This window comes from Streptomyces sp. NPDC097617, assembly GCF_044761485.1.
Lineage (GTDB): Bacteria > Actinomycetota > Actinomycetes > Streptomycetales > Streptomycetaceae > Streptomyces.
This window is the reverse complement of sequence record NZ_JBIWCL010000010.1, coordinates 133,871-150,582: the sequence shown is the minus strand read 5'-3', so window position 1 is coordinate 150,582 and position 16,712 is coordinate 133,871. Positions and strand designations below refer to the sequence as shown.

Here is a 16,712-nt window from a genome sequence, read left to right as displayed (position 1 = left end):
GGTGTCGGTGCCGGTGTCGGTGTCGGTGTCGGTGTCGGTGTCGGTGTCGGTGTCGGTGTCGGTGTCGGTGTCGGTGTCAGCCACGGCGCAGCGCCTCGCCGGCGGCGTCGCGTCCGGTGCGTACGGCGCCTTCCATGTAGCCGGCCACCCACTGGTCGGATCCGCAGACGTAGAAGGGGGGCTCGTGGGTGCCGTGGCGGGGGCCGACGGCCGTGACATCGCCGGGGGTCCACTGGGTGACGTACCCCTGGGTCCACGGGTCGGTGCCCCACATCCGGACGTAGGTGGCGAGCGGCCGGTGCGCCTCGTCGCCGTAGAGACGGGCGATGTCGGACAGCAGCTCGTGGGTGCGCAGCGGGGCGGGCATGCCGAGCAGGACGCCGAGCCTCTCGGGCGGTACGAGGGCGGAGAGGATGCCGTCGCTCTGCGGCCAGGTGCTGCCGAGGACCCCTTCGCATTCGGAGAGGCCGCTGCGGCCGAGGCCGCGCCAGAACGGCCGCTCGTACGCGGCGACGAACTTGGCGGCGAGCGCCTGGCGTTGCCGGTGCAGGGAGTCGAGGCGCTCCTGCGAGACGCCGGTGACGGCGACCTGGCGGAGGGGGCCGACGGGCAGGGCGCTGACGACGGCTCCGGCGGTGAGGGTCTCGCCTCCGGCCAGGCGTACGGAGCAGCGCCCGGGCCGGCCGATCGTGACGGCCTCCACAGGTGCTCCGGTACGGACGCGTCCGCCGAGGCCGGCGGCCATGCGCAGGGCGACGGTCGCGGAGCCCTCGGCGACCCGCAGGCCCTCCCAGGCCTCGTAGTCGTAGTGGTCGGGGCCGGGTACGGCGGCGTGCTTGCGCAGGGCGGCGAGCAGCGAGGTGCGCTCGTACGAGCCGTCGGCGAGGGCGAGTTGGCCGATTTCCCAGAGGCGGACGACGGCCGGGGTCGCGCCCTGGGCGCGCAGCCAGTCACCGACCGGGGTGTGGTCGAGGGCCGTGGCGTCGGGGTGGGACCAGGGGTCGGCCGGGTCGACGGTGCCGGCGAGCGCGCAGAAGGCGTCGGTGAGCTTCTGGTGGCAGGTGTCGTCGCCGGGGCCGAACCAGTGGGGCGCCTCGCCCGCGGAGACCGCTTCGGGTGTGGCGCGGGTGAGGGCGCCGGGCTCGGCGACGTAGCTGGGGACCAGGGTGAGGCCGAGTTCCTCGGCGAGGGCCAGGTAGGCGGTGTGGGCGCGGCCGACGACCTCGCCGCCGAGCTGGACCAGTCGGCCGTCGGGGAGTTCGGCCTGCTCGACGCGGCCGCCGACCCGGTCCCGGGCCTCGACGACGAGGACGTCGGCTCCGCCGGCGGCGAGGTCGCGTGCGGCGGCGAGGCCGGCCAGACCGGCGCCGAGCACGATGACATCGTGGTTCATGGGGTGTCCTTCGGTCGGGGCGGCTTCAGTCCAGGACGAGGCAGTGCTCGGGCTTCCAGCCGATCTCGACACGCTCGCCGCCGCTCCAGCGGTCCTCCCTGCGGGAACGGACGGTGTTCTGCTCCAGTACGGACACCGTGACGCCGGGGGCCAGTTCGATGAGGTACGTGGTGGTCGGGCCGCAGTAGACGGTCTCGCGGACGACTCCGTCGGCGCGGGCCATGTCCGGCTCCAGGTCGGACAGCCAGATCTTCTCGGGGCGGATCGACAGGTTGACCCTGCTGCCCTCGGCCACGGCCGGCCGGACGCCGACGGGCAGTTCGGGTCCGTCGTCGAGGACGACCCGGCCGGAGCGGTAGGTGCCGGGGACGAGGTTGGAGGTGCCCATGAAGGAGGCGGTGAAGCTGCTCGTGGGGCGCTCGTAGACGTCCTCGGGCGTACCGCACTGCTCGACGCGGCCCTCGTTCATGACGGCGAGGCGGTCGGACATGGTCAGTGCCTCGTCCTGGTCGTGGGTGACGAAGACGAAGGTGATGCCGACCTCGCGCTGGATCTGCTTGAGCTCGACCTGCATGCGGCGGCGCAGTTTGAGGTCGAGTGCGGCCAGCGGTTCGTCGAGGAGCAGGACTTGCGGCCGGTTGACGAGAGCGCGGGCGAGTGCGACGCGCTGCCTCTGGCCGCCGGAGAGGGTGGGCGGCTTGCGCTGTGCCAGGTGGCCGAGCTGGACGAGGTCGAGCATGTCGCGGACCCGCTCGCGGGTCTCGGCGCGGCCGACGCCCTTGCGCTTGAGGCCGAAGGCCACGTTGTCCGCGAGGGAGAGGTGGTCGAAGAGGGCGTAGCTCTGGAAGACGGTGTTGACGTTGCGCTTGTTGGGCGGCAGACCCGTGACGTCCTGGCCGTCGAGGAGGACGCTGCCCTCCGTCGGGTCGGAGAAGCCGCCGATCATCCGCAGGAGGGTGGTCTTGCCGCAGCCCGAAGGTCCGAGGAGGGAGAAGAACTCCCCCGGGGCTATGTCGAGTGCGACGTCGTGCACGGCGTACGCGCCACCCGCGGCGGAGTACCGCTTGCTGACGTGGTCGAGCCGGACGGCGGGGGTCGGGTGGACCGGTGTCGGGGTCAGGAAGGGCGGGTTCGCGGGGGTCGCGGTCACAGGGTTCGTGGTCATGGCGGTCGCAGTCATGGGGGTCGGGTGCTCGGGTGTCGCGGACATGGGTGTCACTTCCCGGAGAGCAGGTCGAGGCCGCCGCGGCGCCCGAACAGGCGCGGGATGGCGAGTGCGAGGACGATCAGGGCGATGGATCCCGCCAGCATCAGGGTGCCGACGGCGTTGATGGTGGGCTGCACGCCGAACCGGATCGCCGAGTAGATGCGTACGGACAGCGGCTGCGGGTCGACGCCGGTGGTGAAGTAGGCGAGGACGAAGTCGTCGAAGACGAGGGCGAAGATCAGCACCGCGGACGCGAGGATGCTGGGGAGCAGCGCGGGCAGCGTCACCAGGCGCAGGGCCTGCCTGCGGGTGGCGCCGAGGTCCATGGCGGCCTCCTCCACCTCCGGGTTGAGGGCCGCGATGCGGGAGCGGAGGATCACCGTCACATAGGAGATGGAGAAGGTGATCTCGGCGAGCATCACGGTGGTGGTGGAGAGGGTGATGCCGAGGCCCTTGAAGAGGAGCATCGCCGCGACGCCGGTGACGATCTCCGGGGTGATGAGCGGGACGAGCATGATCAGCCCGGCGAAGGAGCCGAGGCGGCTGCGGCTGCGTACGAGGCCCAGGGCCAGGGCCACGCCGAGGACGAGCGAGCCGGCCATGGCGACCAGGGACACCCGCAGACTCATGCCGAGCGAGTCGAGGAGTACCTCGTCGTGGAGGAGGGCCGTGTACCAGCGCAGGCTGACCCCGTCGAGGACGGTGAGGGACTTCTGGGAGTTGAAGGAGAACAGGACGACGACGCCGACGGGGAGGTAGAGGAGGGCGAAGAAGAGGGCGGTGACGGCGATGGCGAAGCGGGGGCGGCGCTCGGCTCCGCGCCGGCGGCGTTGCGTGGTGCTCATCGGACGGCCTCCGCCTCGTCCTTGCGGGTGCGCCGCAGGTAGCCGAGCATCCCGAGGAACAGGACCGCCATCAGCAGCATGGTGAGGGCCGAGCCGAGCGGCCAGTTCTGGCCCTGGAAGAATTTGTCCTGGATCAGGTTGCCGATCATGATCTGGTCGGGTCCTCCCATGAGCTGGGCGCTGACGAAGTCGCCCATGGCGGGCAGGAAGACGAGGACGCAGCCGGCGGCCGCTCCCTGCCGGGTGGCGGGGACGGTGACGAAGAGGAAGGTGCGCAGCGGACCGCCGTAGAGGTCGCGGCCGGCCTCGATGAGCGAGGTGTCCATGCGCTCCATGGCCGCGTACAGCGGGATGATCATGAAGACGACGAATCCGTAGACGAGTCCGGCGATCACTCCCACGCCGGTCTGGAGGATCTTGGTGTCGTCGTCGGCGAGGCCGATCGCCCGCAGGGCCCTCAGCAGCGGGCCCTCGTCGGACAGGACGACGGACCAGCCGTACATCCGCACCAGGTAGTTGGCGAAGAACGGTACGACGATCGCGGCGATCAGCAGGTTCTTGAAGCGGCCGCCGCGCAGGGCGATGGCGTAGGCGACCGGGTAGGCCACGGCCAGGCTGATGAGGCAGGTGATCAGCGCGTAGCCGAGGGAGCGCAGCAGCACGGTGCGGTAGGCGGGGTCGGCCAGTGCGGTGAGGTTGGCGAAGTTGAGTCCGAAGCGCGGGTTGCCGAGCGGGTCGGTGGTGCCGAGCGCGAGGGTGGCCACGAGGAGGAGGGAGGCCACGAGGAACGTGGTCATCCAGAGGGTGCCGGGGAGCAGGAGCCAGGTCCACAGGCGCGGCTGGGTCCGTGCGCGGGTGCGCGTCGTGGCCCCGGACCGCTCCTGTTTCCCGGTCCGGGCCGGGGGCGGTACGTGCGGTGCGGCCGGGTCCGGGACGGGCCGGACCTCGGTTCCGGTGTGGTCGATGTGTGCCATGTCAGCCGGCCTTCACGTCGGTCCAGGCGGCGTCGCGGGCCTGTTCGGCCCGTGCGTCGCCATTGCGGAAGAAGAGGTCCGCCCCGAGGTCCTCGGCGGTCACCACGCACTGCGGGAACGGCTCGACGAGCGCGGCGTAGGTGTCCTCGGTGCCGCGGACCGGCATCGGGTAGCCGATGTACTCGATGTTCTTCTTCACGTTCTCCGGGCGGAGCATGTAGTCGATGAAGAGCATCGCCGTGCCGGGGTGCTGCGCGTTGGCGGGGATGGCGTAGCAGTCGGAGTTGACGGGGGCGCCCTCGCGGGCGACCTCGAAGCCGAAGACGGCCGGGTCCTCGGCCTGGGCGAGCATCGCGGCCATGTCCCCGCTCCAGGCCTGGGTCATGTCGGCGTTGCCGTTGAGGAGGTTGTTGTAGCTGTCGCTGGAGAAGCCGCGCAGGCGGGGGCGGAGCGAGCGCAGGGTGTCGGTGACGCGGGCGAGGTCGCCGTGGTCGCCGGTGGTGAGCCCGAGGCCGAGCTTGAGGGCGCCGAGGCCCAGTACCTCGTCCCGGTCGTCGAGGACGAAGACCTTGCCCTTCGCCCTGTCGTTCCACAGGTCGCTCCAGGAACCGGTCAGGTCGCCGAGCCGGTCCCGGCGCCAGCCGATGCCCGTCTTGTACATGGTGAACGGGACGGTGTGCGCGGAGCGGGGGTCGTACCAGGGGTCGGCGAAGTAGCCGTAACCGCCGAACACGGCCTCGGCGTTGCGGAGCCGGGAGTGGTCGATGGTGCGCAGCCGGCCGCCGGCGGTGAGGCGCTCGGCCCATTTCGCGGTGGGGAAGATGATGTCGTAGCGGTTGCCGGCGTTGAGTTTGGCGGCCATGCCCTCCATGGAGTCGTAGTTCGACTGGACGACCTTGACGCCGTATTCCTTCTGGAAGCCTTCGAAGACGCTGGGGTCGACGAAGTCCGCCCAGTTGAAGTAGACGAGGTCGCCGTCGACCTTGACGTCGATGGGTGCTTCCGCGGTCGCCCTGCCGCCCGGGTCGGTGGCCGAGGCGAAGCCGCACCCGGTGGCGGTGAGGGCGAGGGCGGCGGCGGTGCCGGCGCGCAGGAACGAGCGTCTGGTCGGGGGGAGTGCCTCGGGGGACATGGGGTCCTCTCCGTAGGGGCCGCAGGGGGACGGCGGGAACGAGCGGTGCGGGGGGGGGGGGGGCTCGGTCATCGCGGTGGGCGCGGAGCGGCGCGGGCGGGAGCGCTGCGGTGCGCACGTGCGGTCGTGCGGTGGTGCGGTCGTGCGGTCGTGCGGTCGTGCGGTCGTGCGGTCGTGCGGTGGTGCGGTCGTGCGGTCGTGCGGTGGTGGTTCCGTCGTGCGGTGGTGCCGTTGCGGGGTGGTGCCGTTGTGCGCTCGTGCGGTGGTTCGGTCGAGGCGGGGCGGCCGCCTACGGCTCGGTGCCGTCGAGGTCGGCCCGGATGCGGCCGGCGAACCAGCCGACCGCGGATTCGCGGCGGGACAGCGGTCCCGGCACGAACCCGGGGGTGGAGAGCCCCTTCTGCACGCGGGCGACCAGTTCGGCGTCCTCGTCGTTGGTGATCCAGCCGATGTGGATGTTCAGGCGCCGGGCGAGACGGGTGCGCAGGCTGGTGCCGCGGCGGGTGTAGAAGGCGCCGGGTACGGCCACGCGGTCCACCGCCGTCGGGATCGCGGTCCAGGCCAGTACGTGGTCGGGGTAGAAGTCGATGAGGGTGTTCGGGTAGATGACCGCGTACCGCCAGATCCGGCGGTCGGCCTCGGCGAGGCCGGGCATGGGTGCCGCGATGCGCTGGTAGAGCCGTTCGGCCCAGTTCGAGGACGGCTTGTCGCGCAGCGGTGAGGCGAAGAGCGCGTAGGACTCCTCGATCTCGCAGGTGTAGCCCTGGTAGTCCAGCAGCCGCATCAGGCCGGGGTGGGCGACCGGGACGTGGTAGCCCTCCAGGTAGTTGTCGACCGCGACCTTCCAGTTGGCCTGCTGCACTTCGGCGGAGGCCAGGTCGTGGATGCGGGCGCGGCCGATCGGTACCAGGTCGGCGCCGGCGTAGTGGCCGACCGCCTCCGCGAGGCCGGCGCAGCTCTCGGCCAGCGGTACGGCGTCGAGGTCCAGGTTGACGAACACGAAGCCGAGGAAGGACTCGACGCGGGCCGGGAACAGGCCGAGCTTCGGCTTGTCCAGGCAGGGGATCTGGCGTGCCTCCGGCGCGCCGACCAGGCTGCCGTCGAGGCGGTACGTCCAGCCGTGGTACGGGCAGCGGATCGCCTTGCCGTCCGGTTCCGGGGCGGTGACCAGACGGGTTCCGCGGTGGCGGCAGACGTTGAGGTGTGCGGCGAGGCCGCCGTCCTCGGTGCGGACGACCAGGACCTCCCGGTCGGCGACGGTGGCGGCGAGCCGTGCGCCCGGATTCGGCAGGTCGGACTCGTGGCAGACGAGCTGCCACGAGCGGCCGAAGACGTGCCGGGTCTCCGCGGCGGCGGTCTCGGGATCGGTGTAGTAGCGCCCCGGGAGGGCGGGCCCGGGGGCCTGCGGGGCGGCGGCCTCGCGGTCGGCCGGCCCGGGGGCCGAAGCATGGCCCGGGGGGCCGGTCCGGTCGGTGCGGGCGGTCCGGTCCGTGGGGACGGTCCGGTCCGTGGGGACGGTCCGGTCCGTGGGGGCCGTCCGGTCCGTGGGGGCCGTCCGGTCCGTGCTCTCGGATCGGTCCGTGCTCTCCGTGCTTTCGGATCGGTCGGTGCGCTCGGATCGGTCGGTACGGCCTGTTGGTGATTCGGGAGCTCGTGAGTGCATCGGTGACTCCTCCGTGCCGACGTGCGGCGATCGGCGTCGGCGTTCGATGGCGAGGCAGGGCGGGCAAGGCGGGGCAGGGCAAGGGGCGGCCCAGCGGCGGACAGGCGATCGGGGCGGGAGGCCGGGAACGGGCTGACCGATTGGACAGCCACATTGCTGGCTCATTTCCACCGGGTCAAGACTTGTTCACTGACCGATCGGTCAGCTAGCGTAATTGTTGCCTGACCGATCGGTCAGCAAACGTGCTTCCCTGTCGCCGCACCGGCCGCCTTCCCCTTTCGCCCTGCTCACCGGGGCGAACCCGGCCGTGCGGCCCGCCCGGCCCCTTTCGGGCCCGCACCCCGGCTCTCCCGATCTCCTCGATCTCCCCGGAGGCACGCATGAGCGGTCATCGGCGTCTGGACTGGCTCGGGCTCACCCCCGAACCGGAGCGAGAACTCCCCACGGCGGTCGCCGCCCTGCGCGCCTCGTCACGCGAAGCGTCCGCCGGGCCTTCGCAGGACCTGGCGGCCACCGAGCAGCGCCGCGTCGAGCGCCTGATCCTGCGCGGCAGCCGGCACAGCTGGCTCCGCTACCTCGCCGAGGTCACCGACCTGGTGACCGGCGTGGCCGCCGGGTCCCGGCCGGGCGACCCCGCCGCCGCCCTGCTCGCGGGCGAGGTCGTCCTCGACCACCACCACATGCTGATCGGCCTCCCGGGACCGGGATACGGCCGTACCGCGCAGGACCGCGCCGCGCTGGAGAGCGCCGTACGGAGCCTGCGCACCCACACCAGGACAGGAGCCGGCCGATGACCACGATCCGCCTCCCGACGGCGCCGCCCCCGGGCACCGTGCTCGGAGCGGCCCCGGACCTGTCGGAGAGCGCCGACGCCTACCGGGCCACCGGCGGCTACGACAGAGCCACGGGCCCGGAGGAACTGCTCGCGCACCTCGCCGCCTCCGGGCTGCGCGGTCGCGGCGGGGCCGGGTTCCCGGCCGCCGTCAAACTGCGCTCCGTACGCGGCCGCGACGGCTCCCCGGTGGTCGTGGCGAACGGCGAGGAGGGCGAACCGGGCTCGGCCAAGGACCGCTGGCTGCTGCGGGCCCGGCCGCACCTGGTCCTCGACGGCCTCGCCCGCGCCGCCGCGATCACCGGCGCCGTACGGGGCTTCGTGTACCTCTCGGACCCGGCGGCGGGCGAGAGCGTGCGCCGGGCCCTGGCCGAACACCCGCCGCCGCTGCCCGTCGAGGTCGTCGAGACCGACCACACCTACGTCGCCGGTGAGGAGTCGGCGGTGGTCCGCCGGATCGACGGCGGACCGGCGCTGCCCACCGCCAAGCCGCCCCGCCCCTTCGAACGCGGGGTGGGCGGTGCGCCGACCCTGGTCTCCAACGTCGAGACCCTCGCCCGGATCGCGCTCACCGCCGCCCGCCCCGACCGGGGGCACGCCATCGCCCGACACACCCTGGTGACGCTGTCCGGCGGCCCGGCGGAGCCCGTGCTCACCGAGGTCCCGTACGGAATCCCGCTGCGCGCGCTGGCGGCGCGGTACGGGAACCCCGACGCGACCGGCGCGCTGATGGGCGGGCTGTTCGGCGGACTCGTCGACGCCGGCGCCCTGGACCTCCCCCTCGAACCCGGCGCGCTCACCACCGCGGGCACCGCCCTCGGGTGCGGGGCTATCCACTTCCTCGCCCCCGGCGACTGCCCGGTGGCCACCGCCGCCGACGCGGCCGCCCATCTCGCGGCCGAGAGCGCCCGGCAGTGCGGCGTCTGCGTCTCCGGTACCGCCGCCGTCGGCAAGGCCCTGTACGGGCTCGCCGCCGGGACCGCGGGGCCGGACACCGCGGACAGCCTGCACCGCTGGTCGCAGGGCCTGCCCGGGCGCGGTGCCTGCGGGCTCCTCGACGCCGCCGCGGGCATCGCCGGCAGCCTGCTCCGCTCCTTCCCCGGGCAGGTCCGCTCCCATCTCGCCGCCCCGTGCCCGGTGTGCGCGGGCGCCTCGCCCGCGGCCGGCCGCCACCGCCTCACCGTGGCCGTGCCGGACGTCGCCGGAGCCCCGCGCCCGGCCCGCGCGCCGGCGCCGGCCCTCTCCCCCACCGCCCTCCCGCTGCCCGCGCTGAAAGGAACGCCGTGAAACTCCTGCTGGACTCCACCCGCTGCCAGGGCTACGGACTGTGCCAGGAACCCGCACCCGAGCTGGTCGAACTCGACGAATGGGGCTACGCGAACGTCATCGCCGTCGTCGTCCCGGCCGGCACCGAGGACGCCGCCCGCGCCTGCGCCGACAGCTGCCCCAACTCCGCCCTCCGTGTGGAGGGATGACATGGGACGCGATCTGACCGCTCTCTTCGACCCCCGCTCGGTCGCCGTCGTCGGCGCCAGCGACGATCCGGCGAAGTACGGCCACGCGGTGGCCGCCCAGGCCCTGCGCGCCCCGGACCGGCGGCCCGTGCACCTGGTCAACCGGCGCGGCGGCGTCGTACTCGGCCGGGCGGCGGCCACCTCCCTGACCGCCGTCGGCGAGCCGGTCGACCTGGTGGTGATCTCCGTACCCGGCGCCGGCTTCGAGGCCGCCGTCGACGAGGCCCTGGCCTGCGGGGCCAAGGCGATCGTCGCCATCACCGCGGGCTTCGCCGAGTCCGGCCCGGCCGGCCTGGCCCGGCAGCGGGCGATCACCGCCCGGGTACGGGCCGCCGGAGCCGTCCTCGTGGGCCCCAACTGCCTGGGCATCGCCGACAACACCACCGAGCTGTACCTCGCCTCGGACCGCTTCGCCCCCGGCGGGGTCGCACTGCTCAGCCAGAGCGGCAACCTCGCCCTCGAACTCCAGCTGCGCGGTGAGCCGCACGGCCTGGGATACTCCCGCTTCGTCTCCCTCGGCAACCAGGCCGACGTCACCCTGGTCGACCTCGTCGAGGACTGCGCCCGACACGACGCCACCTCCGCCATCGCCGTGTACGCCGAGGACTTCGGCGACGGCCGGGCCTTCGCGGCGGCGGCCGCCGCCGCGGGCAAGCCGGTGGTGCTGCTCACCGCCGGCCGGGGCACAGCCTCCGCGCGCAGCGCCCAGTCCCACACCGGAGCGCTCACCACCTCGGCCGACGTGGTGGCCGCCGCCTGCCGCGGCGCGGGCGTCGAACTCGTCCGCACGCCGCGGGAGATGACCGTCGTCCTGGCCGCGCTCGGCGCGGGGGTGCGTACGGGCGGCCGGCGTACCGCCGTCTTCACCGACGGCGGCGGCCACGGCGCGATCGCCGCCGACGCGGCCGAGGACGCCGGGCTCGACGTACCGGAATTCGGCGCGCCGACGCAGGACAGGCTGCGGACCGTGCTGTGGGAGCAGTCCTCGGTCGGCAACCCCGTCGACCTGGCCGGCATGGGCGAGCAGCGGCCCCTCTCGTACGCGGACACCGTCGGGGAGCTCCTCGCCTCCGACGAGGTCGACGCCGTCCTGATGACCGGCTACTTCGGCGGGTACGCCGCCGCCGAGGGCGGCCTGGGCGGCGGCCCGGCGGGGGGCTCCGTACTCGCCGACGGAGAGGCCCGCGCCGCCAAGGAGATCGTCGCGCACCTCTCCGCCCGGCCGAAGCCGCTGGTCGTCCAGTCGATGTACCCGCAGTCGCCGAGCTGCCGGGTGCTGGCCGAGGCCGGGGTGCCGGTGTTCGCGGCCACCGAGGACGCGGCCCGCGCGCTGGCCGCGATGACCGGCCGGGGGGCGGCCGACGCCTCCGGAGTGCCCCCGCTGCCGCCCGCCGCCGCACCGCTGGAGGATCCGGGATACCACGGGGTGCGGGCGCTGCTCGGCGCCGCCGGCGTGCCGTTCCCGGCGGCGCGCGAGATCACGGACGAGGGGGGACTGCTCGACGCGGCAGCCGCGTTCGAGGGGCCGTACGTGCTCAAGGCCCTGCACGTCCTGCACAAGTCCGACGCCGGCGGCGTGGCGCTGCGCCTGGCCGACCGGGACGCGCTCCTCGCCGCGTACCGGGGGATGCACGCCCGGCTCGGTGCGCCCGCGTACTCGGTCGAGGCGATGGCCGACCTCACCGACGGCGTCGAGCTGATCGTGGGTGTGAACCAGGACCCGCGGTTCGGGCCGATCGCCCTGGTCGGGCTCGGCGGGGTGCTCACCGAGACGCTCCGCGACGTCGCCTTCGCGCCGGCGCCCGTCCCGGCCCGGCACGCCGAGGCCCTGCTGCGCGGCCTGCGCAGCGCAGCGCTGCTGGACGGCGTACGCGGCCGGCCCGCCCTCGACGTGGCCGCGGCGGCCGCCGCCATCGAGCGCATCACCACCGTCGCCGCGGCGCACCCGGAGATCGCCGAACTGGAGGTGAACCCCCTGCTGGTGCGCCCGGACGGCGCCCTCGCCCTGGACGCACGGGCCGTCCTGCGCTGACCGCTCCACCCCCACGGCTCCACCCTCAACCCCTGTGCTCTGGAGGACTGACGCCCCATGGACTTCCGCTACACACCCGAGCAGGCCGACCTCAAGGCCCGCGCCGCCGCCTACGCACGGCTCCTGATGCGGTACGAGGACCAGTCGCAGGAGGCGGGCGGCCCGCTGCCCGTGGACACGGTCCGCGAACTGACCCGCGCCGCCGTCGACGCCGGCGTCTACGCGATCAACATGCCCGCGAAATGGGGCGGGGCCGGCCTGTCGCTGCTGGACCAGGTCATCGTCGAGGAAGAGTTCGGCAAGGTCACCAACTGCCTCTGGGACATCCCGTGGCGGCCCGCGAACGTGCTCGCGTACGGGACCGAGGCGCAGCGGGAGAAGTACCTGCTTCCGGTCATCCGGGGCGAACGGTTCGACGCGTTCGCGGTGACCGAGCCCGGTGCCGGATCCGACCCGGGCTCGGGCACGAGCACCGCGACCCGTACCGACGGCGGCTGGCTGCTGAACGGCGAGAAGTGGTTCGTGACCTGCGGTGACATCGCGGACTTCCTGCTGGTGCAGGCGGACGCGGGACCCGAGCGGGCGGCGACCCTGTTCTTCGTGGACAAGGAGGCGGCCGGGGTCGAGATGACCCGGGTCCCCCGCTTCATGCACTCCGCGGTGAACGGGCACCCCGAGTTCACCTTCACCGATGTGTTCGTCCCCGACGACGACGTGCTCGGCGGTGTCGGCAACGGCTACGACCTGACGAAGGAATGGTTCACGGACGAGCGGCTGATGATCGCCGCCCGGACCGTCGGCGCCGCCGAGCGGGCCCTGGAACTCGCCCGGGACTGGGCGGTGGAGCGCCGCCAGTTCGGCTCGCCCATCGCCGACTTCCAGCTGATCCAGGGCATGCTCGCCGACTGCGCCGTCGACATCGCCGTCAACCGCGCCTACACCCACCAGGTCGCCTGGGAGGCCGACCGGCCGGAGACCGACCGCAAGACGCTGCACGCGAAGGCCTCGACGGCGAAGCTCGCGGCGAGCGAGGCGGCGGGACGGGTCATCGACCGGTGCGTGCAGATCTTCGGCGGGCGCGGCTACGACCGCACCTACCCCGTCGAGCGCATGTACCGCGAGCTGCGCGTCGACCGGATCTGGGAGGGCACCTCCGAGATCCAGCGCCTGATCATCGCCAACGAGCTGATCAAGCGCGGTACCCGGGCTCTCGCCCTGCCCGTCGGCCTTCCTGACACCCTCCCCGAAACCCTCCCCGACCCCCTTCCCGACACTCTCTCCGCTTCCTGACGATCGCTCCCCCACCACGACCCAGAGGACATACAGACATGGACTTCCGCCTCACCGCCCGTCAGGAAGAGCTCCGGAGCGCGGCGCGCGGGCTCACCGACTTCATCACGGAGTACGAGCTCGACTGCGAGGAGAACAACGGGCTGCCCCCGCAGGCCCACACCGAGATCCGCGACGCGGTCCTCGAGAGCGGGCTGCAGGCCGTCAACATGCCGAAGGAATGGGGCGGCGCGGGCCTGACCATCCTGGAGCAGGTCACGGTCCAGGCGGAGCTGGGCCGGCTCACCGGGGCGCTGTGGGACATGGTGTGGCGTCCGGCCAACGCCCTGTCCTTCTGCACGCCGGAACAGCGCGAGCGCTACCTCGTCCCGGTGATCCGGGGGCAGCGCCGGGACTGCTACGCGGTGACCGAGCCCGAGGCCGGCTCCGACCCGCAGAACCTGCGGACCACGGCGACGCGGACCGACGGCGGCTGGGTGCTGAACGGCGAGAAGTGGTTCGTGACCGTCGGCGACCACGCCGACTTCATGATCGTGCTGGCGGCCGCCGGGGAGGAGCGTGCGCCGACCCTGTTCCTCGTGGACAAGGACACGACGGGCATCGAGATGACCCGGGTGCCGCGCTGGATGCACACCTTCGTCTACGAACACCCGGAGTTCACCTTCACCGAGGTGTTCGTCCCGGACACGGCGGTGCTCGGCGAGGTGGGCCAAGGCTATGACATCACGCGTTCCTGGTTCACCGAGGAGCGGCTGATGATCGCGGCCCGGACGATCGGGGCGGCGGAGCGGGCCCTGGAACTGGCCCGGGACTGGGCGGTGGAGCGCCGCCAGTTCGGCTCACGTATCGCCGACTTCCAGCTGATCCAGGGCATGCTCGCCGACTGCGCCGTCGATATCGCCGTCAACCGCGCGTACACCCACCAGGTCGCCTGGGAGGTCGACGAGGGCGTGCTCGACCGCAAGACGCTGCACGCGAAGGCGGCCATCGCCAAGCTGGCGGCGAGCGAGGCCTCGGGCCGCGTGATCGACCGGTGTCTGCAGATCTTCGGCGGGCGCGGCTACGACCGCTCGTACCCCGTGGAGCGCCTCTACCGCGAGCTGCGCGTCGACCGGATCTGGGAGGGCACCTCCGAGATCCAGCGCCTGATCATCGCGGGCGAACTGGTCAAGCGCGGTACGGGCGTTCTGCGGATGCCGTCCGCGGGGTGAGACGGCCTGGCGGTCCGGGCAGTGGTCCGGGCGGCGCCCGCGTGCGCCGCCCGGACCGCTCGGACCGCCCGGACAGCAGGAAGTACGAGCACCCGCTGACACCTGGTACGCCCAGGGGTTGTGAAGGAGGGAGGACGGATCGATGACCGATGTCGAACGGGTCGGGGTCGTGGGCTGCGGGCTGATGGGATCCGGCATCGCCGAGGTCTGCGCGCGCGCCGGACGGGACGTCGTCGTGGTGGAGACGACCCGCACGGCGGCGGCCGCCGGCCTGGAGCGGATCACCCGCTCCCTGGGACGCGCGGCGGCGTCCGGAAAACTGACCACCGCGGAACGGGACTCCGCCGTCGGCCGGATCGCGGTGACCCACGACCCGGCGCGGCTGGCGGACCGGGACCTCGTCGTCGAGGCGGTCGCCGAGGACGAACGGGCGAAGCTGGAGGTCTTCGCGCTGCTCGACCGGGTGGTGGAACGGCCGGACGCCGTCCTGGCGACGAACACCTCCTCCATCCCCGTCATCCGGCTGGCCGCCGCCATCTCGCGGCCGGAGCGGGTCATCGGCCTCCACTTCTTCAACCCCGTACCGGTGCTCCCTCTCGTAGAGCTGGTGCCCTCGCTGCTCACCGGCGAGGAGACCGTCCGGCGGATGCACGCCTTCGCCTCCGAGGTCCTGGGCAAGGAGGTCGTCCGTGCCCGGGACCGGGCGGGGTTCGTCGTGAACGCGCTGCTCGTGCCGTACCTGCTGGCCGCCGTACGCATGGCCGAGTGCGGGACGGCGTCGGCCGAGGACATCGACCGGGGTATGACACTGGGCTGCGCCCATCCGCTGGGACCCCTCGCCCTGGCCGACCTGATCGGCCTGGACACGGTGCAGGCGATCGCCCGGTCGATGTACGCGGAGTACCGGGAGCCGTTGTACGCCCCGCCGCCCCTGCTGGCCCGCATGGTCGACGCGGGGCGCCTGGGCCGCAAGACGGGCCGGGGCTTCCACACCTACGGCGCCCGCGGGGGCGGCGCGATGCGCGAGGATGGGGGCGTGGTGGCCACGGCAGCCGGGACCACCCGCCCGGTCCACGGGCGCCGAGACGGGGAGCAGCCAACGTGACCAAGGCCGAGCGCGCAATCGAGACGCGTGAGCGCATCCTCACGGCCGCGTGCGAGGTCATCGCCGACATCGGCTTCGAGAACGTCAGCATGCGCAAGGTCGCCGAGCACGCCGGCGTGTCGAAGGCCCTGCTGCACTACCACTTCGACACCCGGGAGAAGCTCTTCGCGGAGGCGATGACGCACTCCTTCGCCCAGACCGGTACCGATACCGAGGGCGTCGCCGACTCGGTGCCCGCCTCCGTAGTCCTGGCCCGCATCCTGCGGAGCATGCTCCCGAGCGACGCCGAGCTGCGCCAGGACTGGAAGCTCTGGCAGGAGTTGTGGGTGCGCGCCCAGCGCGACACGGCGGCCCGGCACTTGGCCGTCGACCTGTACGACCAGTTGCACGCATGGGTGGGCGGGGCCGTGGAACGGGGTATCCGGACCGGGGAGTTCACCGCCTGCGATGTCGCCGCGCTCGGCACCCTGGTCCTGGCCCTGTGCGACGGTCTCGGTATCCGCCTGATGCTCGACGATCCCCGGGTGGACCTCGCGACGGCCCGGTCGACGATCTGGCGGACGATCGCGCCCACGCTGGGCATCGCCCCGGAGTTCCCGGACGTCTGACCGGCCGGACGACTGCGGCCCGGCGAGTGCGGGCCGGCGAGCGCGGGCCGGTCGGTCCGGGCCGGTCGGTCCGGGCTTGCAGGGTCCGGCTGCCCGGTTCCCCTCAGCCCGGGCCGTGCACGGTCTGGACGGAGCCGTTGGGGTCGACGGTGAGGGCGACGCGCTCCTTCTTGTTCCCCAGGGCCAGCACGATCCAGACGACGCCCCACAGCAGACACGTGAAAAAGGTCAGGATGGCGTGCAGGACGTGATTGACGTCGCCGCCGCGCACCAGCACCGCCTGGGTCGGGGAGCGCGATTCGACGCGCCAGCCGAGGCTGACGTACTGGTTCACGGTCCAGTCGAGGATCGCGGTGCGCCGCGCGTCGTCGAGCGGCCCGCCGGTGGGCGAGTAGAGCAGGTCCGGGGGCGGTTCCATGGACGGCCCCCAGGGCTGTGGTCCGTCGGACTTGGGCATCGGTCCAGCCTCCCCACGCTTCGGGTACGGTCCCGCATATCCCCAGGGTGCGCCGGACCGGACGGCCCGGCACTCCGAGCCCTGCATTCGCACATATGTCCGCACATGCATGCCTGCCGACCCGGGATTGTCAGTGCCCGCCCCTACAGTCGGAGCATCCCCATTCAAAGGGTTGAGGCGGGCTGCCTCGCTGCACGATCCCGCCCCACCGGACCCCCTCGGGGGACAGCGCCCGGTGGGGCGGCGCACAGCGCCGGCACGTCGGTGTTGTCCCCTGTGGTGCGTACGGCCGTGCCGTCACGGCCCCCCTCGTCGGGCCCGTCACGGCCGCTCCCCTCCGCCCCTTTGTCGCGCGTGTCCGCAGGAGCGGACAGTGACGAATGTCAGCAGTGTGCGGGGATGCGCCCGCGCGGACCGTACCGCCCCAAAGGCCCGCGGGGCCGGGAAAT

General features: G+C 73.0%; 15 protein-coding genes. 8 read left to right on the top strand and 7 right to left on the bottom strand.

Going from position 1 to position 16,712, the window contains the following annotated elements:
- Positions 1-76: 76 nt before the first annotated feature.
- The 6 genes from ACIQZO_RS18625 to ACIQZO_RS18600 all read right to left on the bottom strand — a co-directional run bounded on the left by ACIQZO_RS18625 (position 77) and on the right by ACIQZO_RS18600 (position 7,214).
- On the bottom strand, positions 77-1,393 hold the full coding sequence (locus tag ACIQZO_RS18625) for a flavin monoamine oxidase family protein (protein ID WP_403627274.1): 1,317 nt from the start codon (positions 1,391-1,393) through the stop codon (positions 77-79).
- A gap of 25 nt (positions 1,394-1,418) precedes the next feature.
- Positions 1,419-2,558, bottom strand: coding sequence for an ABC transporter ATP-binding protein (locus ACIQZO_RS18620; protein WP_403627273.1), 1,140 nt, complete (start codon positions 2,556-2,558; stop codon positions 1,419-1,421).
- Between the two features lie 50 nt (positions 2,559-2,608).
- Positions 2,609-3,445, bottom strand: a complete 837-nt coding sequence (locus tag ACIQZO_RS18615; protein ID WP_403627271.1) for an ABC transporter permease — start codon at positions 3,443-3,445, stop codon at positions 2,609-2,611.
- Positions 3,442-4,419 carry an ABC transporter permease gene (locus tag ACIQZO_RS18610; RefSeq protein WP_403627269.1) on the bottom strand — a complete coding sequence of 326 codons (978 nt, stop codon included), beginning with the start codon at positions 4,417-4,419 and terminating at the stop codon, positions 3,442-3,444. The genes ACIQZO_RS18615 and ACIQZO_RS18610 overlap by 4 nt, the downstream gene beginning before the upstream one ends.
- 1 nt (position 4,420) lies before the next feature.
- Positions 4,421-5,551: a spermidine/putrescine ABC transporter substrate-binding protein gene (locus tag ACIQZO_RS18605; RefSeq protein ID WP_403627268.1), complete on the bottom strand. Its 1,131-nt coding sequence runs from the start codon at positions 5,549-5,551 to the stop codon at positions 4,421-4,423.
- Between the two features lie 289 nt (positions 5,552-5,840).
- Entirely contained in the window at positions 5,841-7,214 is a 1,374-nt protein-coding gene (locus ACIQZO_RS18600; protein WP_403627266.1) for an aromatic ring-hydroxylating dioxygenase subunit alpha, read from the bottom strand.
- 380 nt (positions 7,215-7,594) lie between these two features.
- Between ACIQZO_RS18600 and ACIQZO_RS18595 the strand changes: the two genes are divergently transcribed.
- The 8 genes from ACIQZO_RS18595 to ACIQZO_RS18560 all read left to right on the top strand — a co-directional run bounded on the left by ACIQZO_RS18595 (position 7,595) and on the right by ACIQZO_RS18560 (position 15,806).
- Entirely contained in the window at positions 7,595-8,008 is a 414-nt protein-coding gene (locus tag ACIQZO_RS18595) for a hypothetical protein (RefSeq protein WP_403627265.1), read from the top strand.
- Positions 8,005-9,333: an NADH-ubiquinone oxidoreductase-F iron-sulfur binding region domain-containing protein gene (locus tag ACIQZO_RS18590; protein ID WP_403627263.1), complete on the top strand. Its 1,329-nt coding sequence runs from the start codon at positions 8,005-8,007 to the stop codon at positions 9,331-9,333. Before ACIQZO_RS18595 ends, ACIQZO_RS18590 begins: the two co-directional genes overlap by 4 nt.
- Complete coding sequence (locus tag ACIQZO_RS18585) at positions 9,330-9,521, top strand: ferredoxin (RefSeq protein ID WP_403627261.1); 192 nt, start codon at positions 9,330-9,332, stop codon at positions 9,519-9,521. Before ACIQZO_RS18590 ends, ACIQZO_RS18585 begins: the two co-directional genes overlap by 4 nt.
- Position 9,522: 1 nt before the next feature.
- Positions 9,523-11,592 (top strand): acetate--CoA ligase family protein, encoded by a 2,070-nt coding sequence (locus ACIQZO_RS18580; protein WP_403627259.1) that lies wholly within the window; start codon positions 9,523-9,525, stop codon positions 11,590-11,592.
- Positions 11,593-11,649: 57 nt separating this feature from the next.
- Complete coding sequence (locus ACIQZO_RS18575; protein ID WP_403627257.1) at positions 11,650-12,882, top strand: acyl-CoA dehydrogenase family protein; 1,233 nt, start codon at positions 11,650-11,652, stop codon at positions 12,880-12,882.
- A gap of 38 nt (positions 12,883-12,920) precedes the next feature.
- The gene (locus tag ACIQZO_RS18570; RefSeq protein WP_403627255.1) at positions 12,921-14,093 is read left to right on the top strand and encodes an acyl-CoA dehydrogenase family protein; all 1,173 of its coding nucleotides are present in this window, start codon (positions 12,921-12,923) and stop codon (positions 14,091-14,093) included.
- Positions 14,094-14,235: 142 nt separating this feature from the next.
- The gene (locus ACIQZO_RS18565) at positions 14,236-15,198 is read left to right on the top strand and encodes a 3-hydroxybutyryl-CoA dehydrogenase (RefSeq protein WP_403627253.1); all 963 of its coding nucleotides are present in this window, start codon (positions 14,236-14,238) and stop codon (positions 15,196-15,198) included.
- Entirely contained in the window at positions 15,195-15,806 is a 612-nt protein-coding gene (locus ACIQZO_RS18560; RefSeq protein ID WP_403627251.1) for a TetR/AcrR family transcriptional regulator, read from the top strand. Before ACIQZO_RS18565 ends, ACIQZO_RS18560 begins: the two co-directional genes overlap by 4 nt.
- A 103-nt stretch (positions 15,807-15,909) precedes the next feature.
- On the opposite strand, the gene ACIQZO_RS18555 is transcribed toward ACIQZO_RS18560, so the two are convergent.
- The gene (locus ACIQZO_RS18555; protein ID WP_403627250.1) at positions 15,910-16,263 is read right to left on the bottom strand and encodes a hypothetical protein; all 354 of its coding nucleotides are present in this window, start codon (positions 16,261-16,263) and stop codon (positions 15,910-15,912) included.
- Between the last annotated feature and the right edge of the window lie 449 nt (positions 16,264-16,712).